This is a genomic window from Streptomyces roseirectus, from assembly GCF_014489635.1.
GTDB classification, from domain to species: Bacteria; Actinomycetota; Actinomycetes; order Streptomycetales; family Streptomycetaceae; genus Streptomyces; species Streptomyces roseirectus.
This window is the reverse complement of the sequence record NZ_CP060828.1, coordinates 9,778,684-9,798,319: the sequence shown is the minus strand read 5'-3', so window position 1 is coordinate 9,798,319 and position 19,636 is coordinate 9,778,684. Positions and strand designations below refer to the sequence as shown.

The 19,636-nt window shown below is 73.6% G+C and carries 17 protein-coding genes and 1 pseudogene; 13 read left to right on the top strand and 5 right to left on the bottom strand.

Annotation, left to right across the window (positions count from 1 at the left end; translation table 11 throughout):
• The first annotated feature begins 28 nt into the window (after positions 1–28).
• The 4 genes from IAG44_RS42220 to IAG44_RS42205 all read left to right on the top strand — a co-directional run bounded on the left by IAG44_RS42220 (position 29) and on the right by IAG44_RS42205 (position 4,675).
• A complete protein-coding gene (locus IAG44_RS42220) occupies positions 29–784 on the top strand; it encodes an MBL fold metallo-hydrolase (protein ID WP_187752295.1) in 756 nt (251 codons plus the stop codon).
• Between the two features lie 74 nt (positions 785–858).
• The gene (locus tag IAG44_RS42215) at positions 859–2,790 is read left to right on the top strand and encodes a WD40 repeat domain-containing protein (protein ID WP_187752294.1); all 1,932 of its coding nucleotides are present in this window, start codon (positions 859–861) and stop codon (positions 2,788–2,790) included.
• On the top strand, positions 2,777–3,904 hold the full coding sequence (locus IAG44_RS42210; RefSeq protein WP_187752293.1) for a hypothetical protein: 1,128 nt from the start codon (positions 2,777–2,779) through the stop codon (positions 3,902–3,904). Before IAG44_RS42215 ends, IAG44_RS42210 begins: the two co-directional genes overlap by 14 nt.
• Positions 3,905–4,030: 126 nt before the next feature.
• The gene (locus tag IAG44_RS42205; protein ID WP_187752292.1) at positions 4,031–4,675 is read left to right on the top strand and encodes a hypothetical protein; all 645 of its coding nucleotides are present in this window, start codon (positions 4,031–4,033) and stop codon (positions 4,673–4,675) included.
• Here the strand turns inward: IAG44_RS42205 and uppS are convergent.
• The gene (gene uppS, locus IAG44_RS42200; protein WP_187752291.1) at positions 4,608–6,227 is read right to left on the bottom strand and encodes a polyprenyl diphosphate synthase; all 1,620 of its coding nucleotides are present in this window, start codon (positions 6,225–6,227) and stop codon (positions 4,608–4,610) included. The genes IAG44_RS42205 and uppS overlap by 68 nt on opposite strands.
• Positions 6,228–6,429: 202 nt before the next feature.
• On the opposite strand from uppS, the gene IAG44_RS42195 reads away from it, so the two are divergent.
• Entirely contained in the window at positions 6,430–9,219 is a 2,790-nt protein-coding gene (locus tag IAG44_RS42195) for a glycosyl hydrolase 115 family protein (RefSeq protein WP_187753123.1), read from the top strand.
• Here IAG44_RS42195 and IAG44_RS42190 read toward each other — a convergent pair.
• Both IAG44_RS42190 and IAG44_RS42185 read right to left on the bottom strand, forming a co-directional pair.
• Positions 9,146–9,550, bottom strand: a complete 405-nt coding sequence (locus tag IAG44_RS42190; RefSeq protein ID WP_246563179.1) for an antibiotic biosynthesis monooxygenase family protein — start codon at positions 9,548–9,550, stop codon at positions 9,146–9,148. The genes IAG44_RS42195 and IAG44_RS42190 overlap by 74 nt on opposite strands.
• Positions 9,551–9,599: 49 nt before the next feature.
• A complete protein-coding gene (locus IAG44_RS42185; protein ID WP_187752290.1) occupies positions 9,600–10,850 on the bottom strand; it encodes a YhgE/Pip domain-containing protein in 1,251 nt (416 codons plus the stop codon).
• A 62-nt stretch (positions 10,851–10,912) separates the two neighbouring features.
• Between IAG44_RS42185 and IAG44_RS42180 the strand changes: the two genes are divergently transcribed.
• The gene (locus IAG44_RS42180; protein ID WP_187752289.1) at positions 10,913–11,482 is read left to right on the top strand and encodes a TetR/AcrR family transcriptional regulator; all 570 of its coding nucleotides are present in this window, start codon (positions 10,913–10,915) and stop codon (positions 11,480–11,482) included.
• A 60-nt stretch (positions 11,483–11,542) separates the two neighbouring features.
• Positions 11,543–12,715: an amidohydrolase family protein gene (locus IAG44_RS42175; protein WP_187752288.1), complete on the top strand. Its 1,173-nt coding sequence runs from the start codon at positions 11,543–11,545 to the stop codon at positions 12,713–12,715.
• Between the two features lie 278 nt (positions 12,716–12,993).
• Here the strand turns inward: IAG44_RS42175 and IAG44_RS42170 are convergent, their stop codons facing one another.
• Entirely contained in the window at positions 12,994–13,476 is a 483-nt protein-coding gene (locus tag IAG44_RS42170; RefSeq protein ID WP_187752287.1) for an SRPBCC family protein, read from the bottom strand.
• A gap of 178 nt (positions 13,477–13,654) precedes the next feature.
• On the opposite strand from IAG44_RS42170, the gene IAG44_RS42165 reads away from it, so the two are divergent.
• From IAG44_RS42165 to IAG44_RS42155, 3 genes are all read left to right on the top strand, one after another.
• The gene (locus IAG44_RS42165) at positions 13,655–14,407 is read left to right on the top strand and encodes an FHA domain-containing protein (protein WP_187752286.1); all 753 of its coding nucleotides are present in this window, start codon (positions 13,655–13,657) and stop codon (positions 14,405–14,407) included.
• The gene (locus IAG44_RS42160; RefSeq protein WP_187752285.1) at positions 14,407–15,951 is read left to right on the top strand and encodes a serine/threonine protein kinase; all 1,545 of its coding nucleotides are present in this window, start codon (positions 14,407–14,409) and stop codon (positions 15,949–15,951) included. Before IAG44_RS42165 ends, IAG44_RS42160 begins: the two co-directional genes overlap by 1 nt.
• Before the next feature lie 98 nt (positions 15,952–16,049).
• Positions 16,050–16,424, top strand: a complete 375-nt coding sequence (locus IAG44_RS42155) for a peptidase inhibitor family I36 protein (RefSeq protein WP_187752284.1) — start codon at positions 16,050–16,052, stop codon at positions 16,422–16,424.
• An 86-nt stretch (positions 16,425–16,510) separates the two neighbouring features.
• Here the strand turns inward: IAG44_RS42155 and IAG44_RS42150 are convergent.
• Positions 16,511–16,837, bottom strand: a pseudogene (locus IAG44_RS42150) (ABC transporter substrate-binding protein); the annotation flags it as partial.
• Positions 16,838–17,037: 200 nt separating this feature from the next.
• Here IAG44_RS42150 and IAG44_RS42145 point away from each other — a divergent pair.
• The 3 genes from IAG44_RS42145 (at position 17,038) to IAG44_RS42135 (ending at position 19,630) form a co-directional block, all read left to right on the top strand.
• A complete protein-coding gene (locus IAG44_RS42145; protein ID WP_187752283.1) occupies positions 17,038–17,751 on the top strand; it encodes a GNAT family N-acetyltransferase in 714 nt (237 codons plus the stop codon).
• Between the two features lie 59 nt (positions 17,752–17,810).
• Positions 17,811–18,734, top strand: a complete 924-nt coding sequence (locus IAG44_RS42140) for an LLM class F420-dependent oxidoreductase (protein WP_187752282.1) — start codon at positions 17,811–17,813, stop codon at positions 18,732–18,734.
• Between the two features lie 89 nt (positions 18,735–18,823).
• The gene (locus IAG44_RS42135; protein ID WP_187752281.1) at positions 18,824–19,630 is read left to right on the top strand and encodes a DUF1684 domain-containing protein; all 807 of its coding nucleotides are present in this window, start codon (positions 18,824–18,826) and stop codon (positions 19,628–19,630) included.
• The last annotated feature ends 6 nt before the right edge of the window (positions 19,631–19,636 follow it).

Sequence of the window (19,636 nt, the reverse complement as noted above, 5' to 3'; positions counted from 1 at the left end):
ACCGCGAACATCCGTGAGGAGATCTGTCATGTCCTTCCCCGTCCGCACCCTCGGCGGCCCCACCGCCCTCTTCGAGTACGGCGGCCTGCGCTTCCTGACCGACCCGACGTTCGACGCGCCCGGCTCCTACCCGGTGCCGGGCGGCAGCCTGACCAAGACGGCGCCCGCCGCCGCGACGCCGGACGACCTCGGCCCCGTCGACGTCGTCCTGCTCTCCCACGACGAGCACCCCGACAACCTGGACGTCTCCGGGCGGGCGTTCCTCGCCGGTGTCCCGCTGACCCTCACCACGCCCGGCGGCGGGAAGCGGCTCGGCGGGAACGCGCGGGGGCTCGCGGACTGGGAGCCGGTGACGCTGGAGCGCCCCGGCGGCGGCACGGTCACCGTGACCGGCGTCCCCGCGGTCCACGGCCCCGGCGAGCGCGCGGACGTCGAGCCGTTCTCGGGCCAGGTCGTCGGGTTCGTCCTGACCGGCGAGGGGCTGCCCACGGTGTACGTGAGCGGCGACAACGCCTCGCTGGACGCGGTGCGGGAGATCGCCGGGCGGTTCGGGCCCGTCGACACGGCGATCCTGTTCGCCGGCGCGCCGCGGGTCTCCCGGCTGTTCGACGGCGCGCTCCTCGTCCTCGACAGCGCGGGGGCCGTGGAGGCGACGCGGCTGCTGGGCGCGCGGCGCGTCGTCCCGGTGCACTGCGACAGCTGGGCCCACTTCACCGAGGGGCGCGGGGAGTTGGAGGCGGCGTTCACGGGCGCGGGGCTGCGGGACCGGCTCGACGTCGGCTGACCGCCCGGGGCTGGATCCCGGCCGCGTGAGCCGTTACAACGGAACCTCCCCGTGGCGGCCCGGAGGGGAGGGGCATGTACGACGACGAGGTGGACCGGCTGGCCGAACGCGCCCGCTCGCGCGGCCGGTTGAGGAGACGGCGTGCCGTGCGGCGGCTCGTGCGCGCCCGGACGCCCGCCGCGGTGCGGGCGCTCGCGGTGATCGCCTTCTCCCCCGCCGTGTTCACCGAGGACAGCCGGGCGGCGGACCTGGCCTACTCGGCGCTCACGGCGCTCGACGACCGGCGTCTGGTGGACGCCGTGTGCGACGCGTTCCTGGCGACCGGCGAACCCCGGCTGGCCGAGGTGATCGAGGAGCAGGGGTACGAGCACTCCCGTCCCGCCTACCGCGCCGTGGTGTGCTTCCTGACCGGTGACGTGGAGCGCGCCCATGCCCTCGACCCCACGGGGGACGCGCTGCGCGCGGTGCAGGAGCACGCCGACACCACCGTGCGTGCGCGCGTCGCCGACCGCGCCCTCGCCGTGACGTCCGTGGAGTGGGTGAACGGGCTCCTGCGGGGGCGCACCGACGAGCGGTTCGCGGAGCTGATAGACCCGGAGTGGGCAGCGCTCGCCGGCATCCTCGACACCACCGGCCGCCGGGACCTGCTGTGGCGGCTGGTGTTCGCGGCCCCGCCGGCCCGCGCCGCACAGTTGCTGCGCCGGCTGGACGACGCGGGGTGGACGCCCGGCGACCCCACCGAGCGGCAGGCGTTCACCGAGCTGCGGGACCTGACGCGGGCCTCCGGATCCGCCCTGCGCGACGCCTGGGTGCCCGCCGAGCCGACCCGGCTGCTGCGGGCCGAGGGCGGGATCCGGCGGGTGGTGACGGCCCCGGACGGATCACACGTCGTCGTCGGCGACGCGGACGACGGCATCCATGTGCGGGCCCTGTCCCCGGGCGGGAAGGGGTGGACGATCCCGTCGGAGCGGGCTTCGGCGTGGCGCTTCGCGGTGACGCCCGACAGCAAGGTGCTGGTCACCGAGCACCGCGCGTGGGACTCGCCGGACGCGGAGGTCGCGCGGCTGTGGGACCTCGCCTCAGGGAAGTCCCTCGCCGTCCTCACAGGGCCGGTCGGCTCGGTCAACGCCATGCTGATCACCCCGGACGGGCGGTACCTCGCCCTGGGGGACCACACAGGGGCGGTACACCTGTGGCTCCTGCCGTCCGGCGCGTCGGCGGGCAGCCTCACCGGCGGCAGCGCGGTGTCGTGCCTGGCCGCGGACCGCGGTGTGCTGGTGTCCGGGCACAGCGACGGAACCGTCCTGATGCGGCGGCTGCGGGACGCCCGGCTCCTGCGCCGGCTCTACTTCGACGGCATGGTGGGGAAGGTGTTCCTGCCCGAGCGCGGGGGGCTCGTCGCCGTGGGGCCCGGCGGTGGCCCGGTCAAGGTGTGGGAGCTGTCCCGGCCGAGGCCCAAGACGCTCGGTTTCGCGCTGTGGGACGTCTGTGCCACGCCCGACGGCACGCTGCTGGCCACCCGCGGCCTGGACGGGATCGTGCTGTGGCGCTCCGCGGGCGGCACCCAGCAACTCCTGACCGGGCCCGGCGCCGAAGGGAAGCGGCTGTCCGTGCTCGCGCGCGGGGACCTCCTCGCCGGTTTCGCCGGCGCCGGGCACGGCGTCCACCTGTGGCGGCTGCCGGACGCGCACGAGGAAGGCGTCCTGCCCGCCGGCGACGGGGCGTCCGTCGACCATCTGTCGGCGTCCCTGGACGGCGGCACCGTCGTCACCGCCGACACGCGGGGCGTCGTGACGGCCTGGCGGCTGTGGGACGAGCGCGTGCGCGCCATCGGCCACCGTGCGCTCGCCTGCCTCGAACCTTTCGAACTCCGGGAGTTGCAGGGGCTCAGGGCGCGGCTCGGTCCCGAGGAGCGGGCCTGGGTGGATCTCGTGAGCGCGCTGGCGCGGTGGCGGGACGAGCCGCTGCCGGCCGGCAGTGAGGAGCAGGGTGATGTTCTCCCGTAAGGGGCGGCCCGTGCAGAACAAGGTCGTCGCCCGGCGTATGCAGGAGTTCTTCGGGACGCTCCCCGACGCGCACCGGGCCGACCCGCAGACCGTCGCACGGCGGTACGCCTCCGCGCTGTGGCGCGCGGAGAACCCCCTGACGGTCCGCAGGCCCGGACTGGTGGACGGCAAGCGCCTGTCGCGCTCCCGGTTCTACGTCGGGCTGTCGGTCGGCGGCGGCGCCGATCTGGAGTCCGTCACGAAGCGGGTGGCGCTCGTCTCGGACACGCTGCTGCTCTCCCACGAGTCGTCCCACCGGTTCCACGAGATCGGGCGGCACGGGGCGTCCTCCTTGTCGCGCAGTGCCCGCGTCCCGGTCCACAACCTGTCCTACCACCTCTGGTACGGGATCCACTGCCCGGACCTGGACGCGCTCGGGAAGTGGGTGCTGGACGCGGAGCCGCTGCTGAGGGCGGGCCTCGCCTGGTATCTGCCGAGGTTCACGACGGTCGACTACGACGGCGCCGACGGCCCGCCCGCGGACTCGCTCACCCGCAACGGCGTCCGCTGGTGGAGCCTGCGCGACAGCGAGCGCCACGACCAGGTCATCGACTACCTGGTGCGGGACGGGCGGGCGGTGGACGCCTCGGGGGCCGAACCGCTCAAGAGCCAGTTCGTGCGGCCGGTCCTGCGGATCGACCTGCCGTTCCTCGACGGGTGCAGCCTGCGCGACTTCAGCGAGATCACGGTCCACGAGTTCGACGCGTACGCCCGGTTCCGGGACTTCCTGCGGCAGCGCTTCCTCGATCTGGACGCGGCGCTCGACGACACCCAGTCCGACCGTGAACTCACCAAGCTGGGGCTGGAGATCAAGGACCAGATCTGGTCGGCCCGCACGGAGATGGAGACCCTGCGCAGGAAGCGAGCGGTGTCCGTGACAGGGGCGGCGGTCGGCTCGGTGGGGGCGGTCCTGGTGGCCGTGTACGGTCCGGCGCTGCAGGCGGCCATCGCCGCGCTGGGTGCCGGGGGCGGGCTGTGGGGTCTGGTCCACGCCGCCACCGAGAACAGCTCCCGTCCGCTGCGCCAGGACAAGTGGTTCTACGTGTGGGCGTTGCAGAGGGCGGGCGGGAGGTGACGCCGTCCCACGTTCGGGTGGTCCGGTTCCCTCGTTCGGGCAGTTCGCGGCCGCCAGGCGGCGCAGGGCCCCGATGATCCTTCCCGGGCCGCACGGTGCGGTCCGGTGAGGAACAGGTGGGTACGGATGGACACTTCACGGCGTTCGGTCCTCGGCGCGGTCATGGCGGCCCCGCTGCTGGCGCAGTTCACGGGCGCGCCGGACGCGGTCGCGGACGACGGGTCGCTGGGCACGGTCTCGGAGGCGTCGGCGGTGGTGCGGTGGACGCCGCTCGGTGAGCTGCTGCTGGGGCGGTTCGGGGCGACGGTGTCGGCCGTGGAGCCGGCGACGCTGGGCGAGGACGGGAAGTCGGTCCGGTTCCCGGTCGCGTCCGGCGAGGGCGACCCGTCGCTGGTGAACCCTGGGCAGGCGCACGGCAACGGGCGCCTCGCGGGCGGCGTCGAGATCCGCGTGCCGGAGGCCACGGTCCGGGTGACCGAGTTGCAGGGCTTCCTCCGGGACGGGGTGGCCTGGGGCACGTGCGTCGTCAACGGTCTGGACGTCGGGCACAAGGCCGCGGTGCGGCCGGGCCTGGACGCGGGGGTGCTCCAGGTGGAGAGCGTGCCGCTGGGCAAGCCGATGAAGGTGAAGGTGACGGACGTGCCGCTGCGTCCGACGCCGGAACTGGTCGCGGCGCTCGCGACCACGCTCGGCACCGACGAGATCACCGTGGACTCGGTGCTGGCTCAGGTGACCGCGGAGGGGGTGTACACGCCTCCGGCGAAGCGGTGAACGCCCCCGCGCCGAAGCGGCGTTCGCGGGTGGTGTAGGCGGTGACGGCGTCCCTGAGCCGGGTGAGGTCGTAGTCCGGCCAGGGCGTCGGGTCGAAGACGAGTTCCGCGTAACCGAGCTGCCAGGGCAGGAAGTTGCTGATCCGCTGCTCCCCGGAGGTGCGGATCAGCAGGTCCACGTCGGGCAGTTCGGGCACGTACAGGTGACGGGCGAGGTCGGCGGGGCCGATGTCGTCGGCGCGCAGGGTCCCGGCGACGGCTTCGGCGGCCAGCGCGCGTGCGGCGGCGGCGAGTTCGTCCCGGCCGCCGTAGTCCACGCAGAGGGTGAGGGTGAGGGTGTCGTTGGCGTGGGTCATGCTCTCGACGAGCGCGAGGGCGGAGGCGAGGGAGGTGTCGACGCGGTCGCGGCGCCCGCACCAGCGGACCTGGACGCCGAGTTCGTGGAGGCGGCGGGTGCCCTGGGTGATCCAGTCGGCGAGGGTGTCGAAGATCGCGGTGGTCTCCTCCTGGGCGCGGTTCCAGTTCTCGGTGGAGAAGGCGTAGACGCTGAGGTGGCGGATGCCGAGCCGCAGCGCGGAGTTGATCAGGCGCATGGTGGCGCGTGCTCCGGCGTGGTGGCCGTGGCGGGCGGGGACGCCGTGGGCGTCGGCCCAGCGCCGGTTGCCGTCCATGATGACGGCGACGTGTCCGGGGCGCGGTCCCGGCCAGGGTTCGCGGCGGGTCAGTCTGCCGTCGGTGGTGGGGTGTGGGACGCCTTCGGTGAGGACGCGGGAGCGCAGGAGGGTGACCTCGTCGTAGTGGAGCTGGGTGCCGAGGAGCAGGGAGTGCAGGAAGAGGCGGTAGGGCTCGCCCACGGCCCAGGTCGCGGGGGTCGCTTCGGCCAGCAGGGTGCGCCAGTGGGCGAGTTGGCGGTCGACGAAGGCGTCCAGCGGTGCGCGGGGGCCGTCGCCGAGGAGGTCACCGGGGGTGAGGCCGAGGTCGCGCAGGTCGTCCTGGGGCCAGTAGCAGCGGCCGGCCTTGAGGTCGTCGGGCAGGTCCTCGAAGAGGTCGGCCATCTTGCAGGCGTCGAAGAGGGCGGCGACCTGGCGGGCGCTCTCGGGGCCGCGTGGTTCGAGGAGGGGTGCCCACAGTTCGCCGACGATGCCGGTGATGCCGCGCAGGAAGCGGCGCTGGTCGGCGACCGTGTCGAACGCCGGGGGCGCGGCGCTGTCCTCGGTGACGGCCGCCAGGTGGGCCTCGATCAGGGCGGGGTCGAGGTCTCGCCGGTGCACGGTGTCGACCAGGGCCCGGCGCAGGGGGTGCCGCCCTTCTCCGGTGCGCAGTTCGGTGAGGGTGTCGTCGCGCCAGCGGGCGAGGCGTTGCGCGCGGCCCTCGCTGGGGCCTTCGTCGGCGATGCGGTCCGTGCGGACGGCCCAGCCGTGGATGGCGTACATGAACGGCCGCACCTCGGCGGGCAGAAGGCCGGTCGCCGTCCACAGCGCGGGCAGCCGTTCGCGTACTTCGGTCTCGCACGCCTCGTAGGACTCCCGCAGTTCGGGTGTGTTGCCGGTCATCGCTCACCTCGTCTTTCTCCGGCATCCCTAACGATCTGCGGGCTCTTCGGTCGCTCCGGCCTCTGGACGGGTTCGCGCGGTGCCTCCTACAGTGCACAGCAAGCGCTTTCTGGACATGCTCATGCCCAACCCGCCCTGCGTCGATCGGGAGTGCACCGTGCCGGACGGACCCCTGTGGACCCGCAAGTCGTTCCTGTACGGCATGGCGGCGGCCGGCGCGGCCCCGCTGCTGCCCGGCGTCGCCGAGGCGGCACCGTCGCGCCGGCCGGACTTCCCGCTGGTCGTGGGCGGGCAGGCCACCGACCTCTTCGTGGACCCGGCCGAGGATCCGGCGGTGATCCGCGCGGCCGGTGACCTCCAGGCGGACGTCGAGCGCGTCAGCGGTGTGCGCCCCCGGCTCCTGCACACGCTGCCCGAGCGCGCCGCGCATCTGGTCGTCATCGCCACCGACCCGGCGCAGGGCCGCTGGGAAGCCTCGGTGACCCGAGTCGTCGAGCGCCCGTTCCCCGGCGTGGACCGTGCCCTGACGATCACCGGCAGCGACCGCCGGGGCACGGTCTACGGCATCTACGACACGTCGGAGCGCATCGGCGTCTCCCCCTGGTACTGGTGGGCGGACGTGCCCGTGGAGCGGCGCGACACCGTCACCGTCCCCGCGCGGACCTTCGAGCGGCGCGAGCCCGCCGTCCGCTACCGGGGGATCTTCATCAACGACGAGCAGAACCTGACCACGTGGTCGCGCCGCACGCAGGAGCCGGACAAGAACATCGGCCCGCGTACCTACGAGCGCGTCTTCGAACTGCTGCTGCGCCTGAAGGCCAACTACCTGTGGCCCGCGATGCATCCGTACTCCGACTTCTTCAACAAGCACGCCGAGAACCCCGAGTTGGCCGACCGCTACGGCATCGTCGTCGGCTCCAGCCACCCGGAGGCCATGCTGCGCAACGGAGTTCACGAGTGGGCGCCGTGGGCTGCGGAGCATCCAGACGCGGACGGTGCCCTGCCGGTGTACGACTACACGGTCAACCCCGCGGTCATCTCGGCCTATTGGCGGGCGCGGGCCCGGCAGAACGCGCGGTACGAGAGCAGTTGGACGCTCGGTATGCGCGGGCTGCACGACTCGGCGCTGGAGACGAAGAACGCGACGACGATCCCTCAGAAGGTGGCGGTGATGAACGACATCATCGCCGACCAGCGGCGCATCCTCGCCGAGGAGGTCGGCGCCGGGGCCGCGCCGCAGATCTTCGTCCCGTACAAGGAGGTCCTGGACCTCTACAACGCGGGTGTCCAGGTCCCCGACGACGTGACCCTGATCTGGCCGGACGACAACCACGGCAACATGCGCCAGCTCCCGGACGAGGCCGAGCGCGCCCGCTCCGGCGGCAACGGCATCTACTACCACCTCTCCTACTGGGGGCGTCCGCGCAGCTACCTGTGGCTGGACACCACGCAACTCGCCAAGGTGGGGCAGGAGTTGCGCCGGGTGCACGAGCACGGGGCGGACCGGGTGTGGATCTTCAACGTCGGTGACCTCAAGTCCATCGAGACCGGCCTGTCGTTCTGCCTGGACCTGGCCTGGGACGTGGAGCGCACGGGCCCGGACGGCTTCCTCGCCGCGTGGTACGGCCGTCAGTTCGGCCACCGGTACGCGCGGGAGCTGGCCGCGATCCGCACCGAGTACTACCGGCTCGCGGCCGAGCGGCGCCCGGAGTTCATCGACCGGGACGTCTTCTCGACCGTCCACCACGGCGACGAGGCGGGCCGCCGTCTCGACGCGTACGCAAGCCTGCTGGAGCGGGTGCGCGCGCTGGGCGCCGCGCTCCCCGAGTCCTACCGGGACGCCTTCTTCGAGCTGGTCGAATACCCCGTGCACGGCGCCTATTTGATGAACCTCAAGTACTACTGGGCCGACCGCAACGCCCTCGCCGTCCGGCAGGGGCGCGGCGCCGGCACCAACCGGTACGCGGAGCTGGCCGAGGCCGCGCACGCCGACGAGCAGGCGCTCACCCGGCGGTACAACACGCAGGTCGCGGGCGGCAAGTGGGACGGGATCGTCAACCCGTACCCGTCCCAGATCCCCAAGGCGCCGGGCCGCCCGGCGGTCACGCGGGTCGCGCGGCAGGAGACGTCGGGGCTCGGGGTGGCCGCCGAGGGCAACGACGTCGGCACCGCCCGGCCGCTGTCCTTCGACCGGGCCGACCGGGGCCGCCGGTTCGTCGAGGTCTTCACCACCGGGTTCCTGCCGCTGGAGTGGACGGCCGTGGGCAGTGAGCCGTGGGTGCGGCTGAGTGCGGGCGGCGGGACGGTCACCGATCAGACGCGGATCTGGGTGGAGATCGACTGGGCCCTGGCCCCGGAGGGCGTGCACACGCCGGCCGTGATCCTCAGCGGCGGCGGGCGCAGTACCGAGGTGGCGCTGCGGGTCGTCAACACGCCGCTCGAAGGGCGGGGGTTCGTGGAGGCGCACGGCTACGTGTCCATCGAGGCGGCCCATTACGACCGTCAGGTGCCGCGCGGCGGGGCCCGCTGGCGGACCGTGCCGGGGCTGGGGCGCCGCAGCGCCGCCGTCGAAGCGGTGCCCTCGACCGCGCGCCCGGTCACGGAGGCGTTCGCCACCCGTGCGCCGGAACTGCGCTACCGCGTCCGCTTCACCTCCACCGGCGTCTTCCCGGTGACGGTGCTGCGGCTGCCCTCCCTCGACGAACGCGGCGCCCGGCGCCTCGCCGTGGGCCTCGACGGCCGGCCGCCGGTCCTGCTGAGCGGCCAGGCCGTCGCCACCGGCAACCGGGGCGACGCCTGGGCCCGCAACGTCGAGGAGGGCGTGGAGAAGCTGACCGGCACGATCACCGTCGACACGCCCGGCGAGCACGTCCTGCGGCTGTTCATGGCCGATCCCGCGATCGCCGTCGATCAGATCGTCATCGCGACGGACGGCCCGGTGCCGGGGTATCTGGCGCCCCCGGAGAGCCGGCGTCTGCGGCGTCCCGTCTGAAGCCGCTGCTGCGCTCCACCTTCGCCACGTGGAGCGTGTAGCTCTCGTACCACTCCTGCCGTCCCCGCTTCTGCGCGGTCCTGTGCTCGGCGTCCGTGCGCCACTGCTCCAGGGCCTGCGCGTCGCGGAAGTACCCGACGGTGATGCCCAGTCCGCCGGGTGTCTGCGCGTGGTCCATCCCCAGGAACCCGGGGATGTCCCTCACCAGTTCCTCCATGCGCGCGGCGGTCTCGCCGTAGCCGTCCTGGTCCTGGGTCTTCAGGGACGTGAACACCGTGACGTAGTAGGGGGGTTCGAACGCTTCGACAGGTGCCTCGGGGTGATCGCTCATGACGTCACCGTAGAGCGCGAGGCACCCGGCGATCCAGCGGCCGGCCTTGTTATGCGGCGGCCGGCACCGTGTGGCCGCGGACGAGGCCCTTGCGGTCGTAGACGCGCGTCCCGAGGTACCCGACGGCGAGGCCGAGGACGAGGGCCACGGCGGAGGCGAGGACCGCGCGGCCGAGGCCGCTGTCCCAGGTGGCGCCGTAGTAGAGGGCCGAGCGGGTGCCGACGTACACCTGGTGCACGGGCTCGAACTCGGCGAGGAAGCGGATGAACGGGGGCAGCGCCTCCAGCGGGGTCGTCCCGCCGGAGCTGGGGATCGCGAGGACGACGAACAGCAGCAGGCTGACGATCATCCCGAGCCCGCCGAGCAGCGCGAGGATCGCCTGCGCGACCACGGCGACGGCGGCGATGACGAGGACGCCGAGCAGCCAGAGCTGCCAGGGGTGGTCCAGCGGCATCCCGAGCCACGCGCCGATCCCGACGTACGCGCCGCTCACCACGACCGCGAGCCCGCCCATGAGCGCCCACTTGAGCACCAGCGTCGACTGCCGGCTGCGCCCGGAGTGCTCCTCCATCCGGTAGACCGGCCCCCACTCCAGGGGGATGAACCCGAGCTGAGCGTCGACGAGGTTGGCGACCATGACGGACCCGGTGAACCCTGCGAGGACCAGCAGCAGGGCGTAGTAGAAGGCGGAGAGCCCGTTGCCGGTGCCGTCCGGGACGGTCTTGTAGGGGGCGGTGTGGACGTCGACGGGCGTGGCGAGGACGAGGCGGGTGGCGCCGGTGGCCTTGGGGGCGGCGGTCAGGAGCTGTTTGCCGACGGTCTCGTTGACGCCGGTGAGCGCCTTGGTCGCGAAGGCGTTGACGAGGGAGACGCTGGAGGTGTTGGCGAGCGGGTTGGTCCACACGCTCACCACGGGCCGCTCGGCGCCGGGGCCGGTGAGGCCGGCGAGCTTCTGGCTCAGGTCTGCCGGGAGCACGATCGCGCCGTACAGCTTCGCCTCGTCCATCTGCCTGCGCGCCTCGGCGGGCGTGAGGACGCGCAGGTCGAACTTGTCGGCGTCGGTGTTCTGGCGCAGGCCCTGGACGATCTTCGCGCCGGTGTCGCCGCGGTCGGTGTTGACGACCGCGACGGGGAAGGCGTCGAGGTGGTCTGCGGAGTTGACCGAGCTGCCGAGGTACAGCGAGGCGAGCGTCGCCATGACCACGGTGACGAGGACGACCGGGACCAGCCAGAGCCGTAGCACCGGTCCCAGCCCCGATCCTGACCTGCTGGTTTCCGTCTCGTCGTTGTCGTGCGCCACTGCACCGATCCCTTCGGGTGACCATTTTGGTTACTAGGTGACCAGAATGGTAACTTGAAGCCATGAAGTCAAATGTGAAGCCCACGAGCGGGGAGATCGACCGGGCGCTGATCGACGTCGCGGCCTTCGTCTTCGCCCGGCACGGGTTCGCACAGGGCACGGTCCAGGCCATCGCCGACGCCTCCGGGTACTCCAAGGCCGCCGTCCTCAAGCGGTTCGGCTCCAAGGAACGCATCCAGGACGCCGTCGTGGCCCACGCGGAGGAGACCGCCACCACGCTCGCGGGCGTCGCCGCCGAGGTTCCCGCCGGGGCCGGGCGGGACGCCGCGCTCGTCGAGGCGCTGGTCGGCATGATCGCCGAGCGGCCGGGTATGGGCGCACTCATCGTGGGCGCGTTCTGCCTCACGCGGGAGCCGGAGGTCATGGACCGGCTCTCGGGGGCGCAGCACACGCTGATGGCGGCCTTCGGGCCGGACACGTGGAGCGACGAGGAGCGGCACGTGCGGGTCGTGGCCGCGATCGGGGCGGTGACCGCGACGATGATGGCCAACCGCGTCGAGCGGTGGACGGACCGCACGGACGTGATCGTGGCGGCGGGGCTCGGGGCGCTGGGGCATCGCGCCGGCCTGTAGCCCGTGCCCGGCCGGTGTCGCCGGTCCCAGCCCGCATCCCGGTAGGGGGAGTTGAGGCTCATGCACGGCGAACTGCTCGCACTGCGGGCCGGGCACGTCTTCGACGGCGTGCGTGCGAGGCGATCGGGCACGGTACTGGTCGAGGACGGTGTGATCCTCGACGTCGACTTCACGGGCGCGCGGCCCCCGGCGCACGCGGAGGTGACCGACTTCGGGCCGGACGCCTGGTTATTGCCAGGGCTGATCGACGCCCACGTCCACCTGTGCTGGGACGGCAGCGCGGACGCCGTCGCGCACGTGACGTCCGGTGACCGGGCGGCCGTGCTGGCGACGGCGCGCGACGCGGCGGCGGCCACGCTGCGGGCCGGCGTCACGACCGTCCGCGACCTCGGTGACCGCGACTACCTGACGCTCGCGCTGCGCGACGGGGTGCCGGCCGGGGAGCGGCCCGAGATCGTCGCGGCGGGGCCGCCGATCACCACGCCCAGCGGGCACTGTCACTTCCTCGGCGGGGTGGCGCAGGGCGCCGGGGCGCTGCGGGCGGCCGTGCGCGAGCGGGCCGAGCGCGGCTGTGAGGTCGTCAAGGTGATGGCCAGCGGCGGCCGGATGACGCCGGGCTCGGATCCGGCGCGGGCGCAGTACCGGCGCGCCGATCTGCGGCTGGTCGTCGACGAGGCCCACCGGCTCGGGCTCTCTGCGGCCGCGCACGCGCACGCCCTGGGCGCGGTGGTGGACGCCGTGAACGCCGGGTTCGACAGCGTCGAGCACTTCTCCTGCAGGACTCCTCAGGGTTCCGTCGTGCGGCGCGACCTCCTCGACGAGGTGGTGCGGCGCGGGACGTTCGTCAGTCTCACGCTCGCCGTGCGGCCCGGCGGGGCCCTGCCGCCCGGCGTCGCCGCCGGCCACGCCTCGCTCCTGGACCTCATGACCGAGGTCGTCGCCTCCGGGGCGCGGGTCGTCGCCGGCACCGACTCCGGGATAGCCCCGCAGAAGGACCACGGCGTCTACCCGTACGCCCTGCGTCAGCTCACCGAACTCGGCATGTCCCCGCTGGACGCGCTGCGCGCCGCGACCACCGGGGCCGCCGAGGCGGTGGGCCGCGCCGGCCGCAAGGGCGTCCTGCGCCCCGGCGCCGACGCGGACCTCCTCGCCCTCGACGCCTCCCCCGTCGACGACATCGCGGCGGTCACCGGCATCCGCGCGGTGTACCGGGCGGGGCGGCGGGTGCGCTGAGCCTGTGCTTCTCGGTCCGGGGTCGGTGGCCGGGGATCGCGAGGTCGCCCTCGACGTACCGGGCACGGCCGAAGCCGAAGGACCAGTTGTCGGCGGTGTTCTCGACGACGCTGATGAGGGCCGGGCCCCGCCGGAAACGCCTGTCGTGCACCGTCCATGCCTGCGGCGGCGAGGGCCTGGCCGAGGGCGGCCAGGACGCGTTCGGCGTGGACCGGGAACTCTGCGCCGGTGTCGGCGAGTTCGACGTCCGGGCCCTGCGTGCTGTGCATCACGCCGGCTCAGTCGGCCTCTCGCGGGGCCCGCGTCTCGACGTGTGCGGCGAGGTTGGCGAGGGAGGAGGCGATGCCGGTCTCGTGGTCGGCCTGGCTGATGCCGGGCGGCACGCCGGTGGCGGTGACCGTCACCTCCGTGCCTCCGAACGTCGCCGTGAGCTGCCAGGTCATCGTCATCGTGCCCGCGTACGCGGGGTCGTCGGAGGTGAACTCGGCCTGCTGAACGACGCGTTCGGGCGGGACGAGGGCGGTGAGGCGGACGTCGACGACGTCGGTGCCGGCCGAGGACTTGCCGGGGCTGTGGGCCGGGTCGAGATAGGTGAGCGTCATGCGGAAGCCGCCGCCGGGACGCGGGTCCCAGTGCTCGATCCGGCCCCGCATGCCGTCCGGCGGCAGCCACGCCTCCAGGGCGTCGCGGTCGACGAGGGCGGTGTAGACGTCCGTCGGGGGCGCCGCGATCAGGCGGGCGGCTCGGTCGGTCCTGGGCATGCGGCGAGCCTAGCCGCGGGGCCGGGCGCGGGCGAGAAGGGCGCCGTGGGCAACCGTCAAGACGGCGTCGCCGTTGCCGTTTCGGGCAATCGACGTGTCACACCCGCGCGAGGGGGTCGTGCGCCCCGTGCGCCGCCCTACGCTGGCCGGGAACAGTTGCGAGACGGGGAGACGCATCTTGCACAGCATCATCGTGGTACCTCCGCCGACCACGGAGGACGGCCGCAGGGGCACGCGCTTTCGGCTGGCACCCGGCGAACGGCTCCCGTTCGGCCGGTCCACGGGGCCGGGCGGCCTGGAGATCCCGCACGAGGGTGTCTCACGCGCCGCCGGTGAGATCACCGCGCACGGCGCGTACTGGATACTCAGCAACCACAGCCGGAGCCAGACGTACGTCGTCGAGAACCCGGAGGGCGCGGGCGAGCACATCAAGGTGAGCCCGGGGCGGCTGGACGCGCCGATCCCCTTCGAGTTCTCGCGGATCGTGCTCCCGGCGGCCGGTGAACTGCTCCCGGTCGAGGTGTGGGCGCCGCGCCACGACTACCTCGACACGTCACCGGGCCCGTTCGGCGCGACGACCGCACCCGCCTTCTCCCTCGACCGCACGAAGCGCTACTTCGCCGTCCTGGCCGCCCTGTGCGAACCCCGGCTGCGCGGCGTGCCGCACGCCCCGCTGCCGACGGTCGACCAGGTCGTCGACCGGCTGCGCCCCGGCTGGCCCACCGTGTCCCGCGCCACGGTGCAGTGGAACATCGACTACCTGGCCGTGAAACTGCGCCTGAAGCCCGGCCCCGACACGGCGGACGCGGGCCCGCGCCTCAACGGCAAGAAGGAGTCCCTGGTGTCGCTGGCGCTGCGCTTCGACCTCGTCCGCGAGGACGACCTCGGCGCGCTGTCCGCCACCCGTCTTCCGGGCCCGGGAGAGCGGTGATGCCGGAGGCGTACGCGGTGCGCGTGCCCAAGGGCTACCGGGTGGGCGGGTGGGAGGTGCGGGAGCCGATCGCCACGGGCGCGTTCGGCAGCGTGTACGAGGCGCGGCGCGTCGACGACGCGTCCGGGGAGCTGCCCCGTACGGCCGCCCTCAAGTTCCTGCCGACGGGCACCGGAACCCCCCGTCACCTCGCCCATCTGCGTGAACTCGCCGACCGTGAGCTGACGTTGTACCGCAGCCTGAGGCGCCCCCGGCTGATCCGCATGTACGGGACGCTGACGGTGGACGACCCCGCCCGCCCGGAACTGGACGGCGCGGTGGTCCTCGTCCTGGAGCGGGCCCGGGAGTCCCTGGCGTGCCTGCTCTCCCGCACCGGGGCCACGCCGCCCGCGCAGGGACCGGCGCTGCTCGCGCAGATCTGCGAGGGGCTGGACCAGCTGCACCGGGCGGGCTGGGTGCACGGCGATCTGAAACCGGCGAACGTGCTGCTGATGGCGGACGGTTCGGCGCGGCTGGCGGACTTCAACATGGCGGCGGAGCTGGAGGGCACCCACGCGTACACGCCCGCCTTCGCGACCCCCGACTACACGCCCCCGGAGCTGCTGTGGTCGGAGATCGGCGAGCGGGGCCGCCGCATCCGCCCGTCGGCCGACGTGTGGGCGTTCGGTGTGCTGGCCCACCTGGTCCTCACCGGTTCGTTCCCCCTGCCGGGCGGCACGCCGACGGCCCGCCGGCACGCGGCGGCGGCCTACGCCCGGGGCACGGACGAACTGCGCCTGTCCCCGCGGCTCCCGGACGCGTGGCGGGAGATCGTGCGGGACTGCCTGACCCGTACGCACGAGGAGCGGATCACCGGTGAGGCGCTGCTGCGCAGGGTCGGGGCGACGGCGGGTACGGGCGCTGTGTCCCGTTCGCCGCGCCGGGGTCTGGTCCGCGCGTCCCTCGTCGCGGGCGCGATGGCCGTCGCCGCGCTCGGGTACACCGTCGTGACCTGGGCGGACGACGACCGGCCGGACAGCTCCTCCGGGGCCTCGGGGGCGAACGCGGTGGCGGCCTCGTACGGGGCGGCCGACCTGCGCACCGACAAGGGAGTGCCGCCCGCCTACCGGCTGCTGATCGTGGAGACGGCGCACGACTGCCGGCAGCCGGACGTCACCGCGGCGCTGATCGCGGCCATGCTGAAGGTGGAGAGCGACTTCGACCCGGACCTCGCGGACCCGGCCGCCGACGAGTACGGCATCGCGCGCTGGACGCCGCGCGTGCTGCGCTGGTGGATGCGCGCGGACGGCACCCCGGGCAAGGCGGTGCCCCGGCCGCCCTTCCCGCCCGCCGAGTCGATCCCGGCGATGGGCCGTTACCTGTGCTGGATCTCGTCCCGCCTCGACGCCGGGCTGCCGGGTGACCGGCGGGTGCTGATCTCGGCGGCCTACCGGACGTCATACGGCGTGGTGAACGACGCGGCCGGTGTTCCCCCGAAGATCCGGCCCTACGCCGGCCGCGTCGCCCACTACCTCAAGGAGTACACCCCGCCGAGGCGGAAGTGACCCTGAGAGTTCCGAGGTACCCCTCGTGTCCCTCCTGCACGAGGGTGGAGACGTCCACCTACGGGGGTGGGTGAATGTCTCAAGGAGGGACACAGGGCATGAAGAAGGCACTCGGGTTCCAGCGGTTGACCGCCGCTGCCGCCGCGCTCGCCGCCGTCGGTCTGCTGTCGGCCGGCACGGCCGCCGCCGCTCCGTCGGGCGAGGCCGCCGTCCTGGAGGCCGGCAAGTGGCGCGGCTTCACGCAGACGGGCTTCTCGGGCCCGGACAACTGGTTCGGGCCCGGCACCACCGGGTCGTGCACCTACGTCGGCGACAACTGGAACGACAAGATCCGTTCCGCCCGCACCCAGGACACGGCCGTCCGGGTCGAGCTGTGGGAGCACGCCAACTGCACCGGGACCTCGATCACCATCGACGACAGCGGCTACGGCAACATCGGCCGCTGGGTGAGCGCGTACCGCGTCACCACCTGACGTGTGCGGCGAGGGTGCCGGCCGGCCACCGGCACCCTCCTGCCGAGGTGTCAGGCACCGGGGTGCAGGCCCAGCCGGCCGGGGGTGAGGAAGCGGACGGGGGAGGACGGGTCGGGGACGGCCGAGCCGGCGGTGCCGATGCCTATCGCCTTCCGGCCCGAGAAGACGGCGTCGTCGTCGTGCGGGAACGACGAGGCGATCCTGCCCTTCCACTTCGGGTCGACCAGGTCGAGGGGCCTGCGGGGCGCATCCGTGCCGACGGCCGCGGTGCCGTACAGGACGCTGAAGGCGATGGCGCCGGTCGCGGTCCAGGCGCTCTGGGGGTCCTTGAAGGCGTCGTGCACCTCGGAGAACCCGGCGGGCTTGTGGTGCAGCAGACGGCCCTGCTTCTTCCAGCGGTCGAAGTCCTGGAGGAGACCTCTTTCAGGGGGGTGATGTGACGAGGGCTCAGGGAGCGTTCGTCATCCTGGTGCGGGCGCGCCCGGCGTCTCGTCGCCCGGAGGTGGAACCCGCGTTCAACTGTTCGGTGGAACGCCCGCACGGCACCCCATGTCAGCGCCCCGTCCGCCACCGCATAGCCTGGCCCGAACCCGTACCCACGCAGGAGCAGCGCATGTCCGCCCGCCTCAACGCCCACGGCCAGCCCCTCGGCACCCCCCTGCCCGGCTGGACGCCCCGCCCGGCGCCCGCCCGTGTCACCCTCGACGGCCGGTTCTGCCGCCTCGAACCCCTCGACGCGGACCGCCACGCCGACGACCTGTACGCGGCGTACGCGCGCGCCGAGGACGACCGGGACTGGACGTACATGTCGGTGGGCCCGTTCACCGACGCGGACGACTACCGCGCGTACGCCCGCGAGGCGGCTCAGGCCGACGACCCGCTCCAGTTCGCGGTCGTCGACGCCGGCACCGGCAGGGCGGCCGGCACCCTCGCCCTGCTGCGCCAGGACCCGGCGAACGGCGTCGTCGAGGTGGGCTCCGTCGCCTTCTCGCCGCTGCTGCAGCGCACCCCGGCGTCGACGGAGGCGCAGTACCTGCTGATGGCGTACGTCTTCGACACGCTGGGCTACCGCCGTTACGAGTGGAAGTGCGACAGCCTCAACGCCCCGTCGCGCCGGGCGGCCGAGCGGCTGGGGTTCATCTTCGAGGGCGTCTTCCGGCAGGCCGTGGTCTACAAGGGCCGCAGCCGTGACACCGCCTGGTTCTCGGTGACGGACGCCGAGTGGCCCCGGGTCGGCAAGGCGCTGCGGGAGTGGCTGGCGCCGGACAACTTCGACGCGGACGGGCGACAGCGGCGCCGGCTGGCGGAGTCGGCTTCACAGATCTGAAAGAAAGCTGTCACACACGGACCGGAATGCCACCCCGCCCGGCGCCCGTTCTTGGTGACATGACTGTTGGAGTAGCACTCGACGCGTCCGACACCCCCAACCAGGTCGACGGCTCCGTCCAGTTGGCGCGGGAGGCCGCTGCCGCCGGGCTGCGGTCGGCCTGGTTCGGGCAGACCTTCGGCGCGGACTCGCCGCAGCTCGCGGCGCTCGTGGGCCGCGAGGTGCCCGGCCTCCAGGTGGGCACCTCGGCGATCCCCGTCTTCGGCCGGCATCCCCTGATCGTCAACAGCCAGGCCCAGACCGCGCAGGCCGCGACGCACGGCCGTTACCACCTCGGGCTCGCCCTGGGCGCGAAGCTCGTCGCCGAGGGCGGCTTCGGGCTCCCCTTCGAGCGGCCCGTCGCCCTGCTGCGTGAATTCCTCACCGCGCTGCGGCAGTTGACCGAGACCGGGACGGCCGATTTCCGGGGCGAACTGCTCACCGCGACACCTCCGCTCCCGGCGCGCGTGCCGGGGGCGGAGGGCGGGGTGCCGGTGCTGGTCGCGGCGATGGGCCCGCAGGCGCTGCGGGTCAGCGGTGAACTCGCGGACGGCATCCTGCCGTTCCTGGCGGGGCCGCGCGCGCTCGCGGAGCACATCGTGCCCGCTGTGACGGCGGCGGCCGAGGCGGCGGGGCGGCCCGCGCCCCGGATCGTGGCCTTCGTGTCCGGCGTCGTCACCGACGACGTGGCGGAGGTGCGGGCGCGCGCCGCCGAGAACCTGGCGTTCTACGAGCAGATCCCGTCCTACGCCCGCGCGATCGAGAAGTCCGGCGCCCGGCGCGCCGGGGACCTCGCCGTGGTCGGCGACGAGAAGGCCGTCGCGGCGGAGGTGCGGCGCTATCGCGACGCCGGTGCCACGGAGGTCGTGTTCCAGGGCACCGGCATCGCGGGCGAGGCGGACCGGCGCCGGACCTGGGCCCTCCTCGGCGAACTGGCGGGCTGACGACGGCTGTTGGACGTCCGCACCACCGTCGGCCGAACGCCGCACAGCCCCTGCGGCCAAACGCCGCGCCCCCTTCTGAAGGAGCACGCATGACCACCGACACCGACACCTTCACCCGTGACTGGCAGGACTGGCACCGCGCCCAGGAGGCCCGCCTCGCCGCCCCGCACGGCTTCCTCGCCATCACCGGCCTGCACTGGCTCGACGAGACCCCCCAGCGTTTCCCCGACGCCCCCGGCGCCTGGCGCACCGGCCCGGACGGGGTCGTCGTCACCCTCGACGACGGCGACGAACTCCTCGTGGACGGCCGTCCCGTGCGCGGCGAGCACCGCTTCGGCGTCCTGCCCGAGCGCGGTGGCGTGGACGCGGTCTGGGGCGACGCGGTGATCGAGGTCGCGAAGCGCGGCGGCAGCGACATCGTGCGCCCCCGCCACCCGGACGCCCCGCTGCGCACGGCGTTCACCGGCACGCCCGCCTACGCGCCCGACCCGCGCTGGTCGGTGACGGGCCGGTACGTCCCCTTCGACGAGCCCCGTCCGACGACGGTCGGCGCGGCGGTCGAGGGCCTTGAGCACGTGTACGACGCCCCGGGCCGGGTCGAGTTCGAACTGGACGGGCGCCAGTGGGCGCTGACGGCGTTCCCGGGGCACGGCGCGGGCCTGACGGTCCTGTTCACCGACGCGACCTCCGGTGTCACCACGTACGCGGCGAACCGGGTGCTGGCCCTGGCGGCGCCCGCCGCCGACGGCACGGTCACCGTCGACTTCAACCGCGCGGCGAACCTGCCCTGCGCCTACACGGACCTGGCGACCTGCCCGCTGCCTCCGGCGGAGAACCGGCTGCCGCTGGCGATCGAGGCGGGCCACAGGATCCCGCGCGAGCGGGGCGGCGTCTGAGCTCTC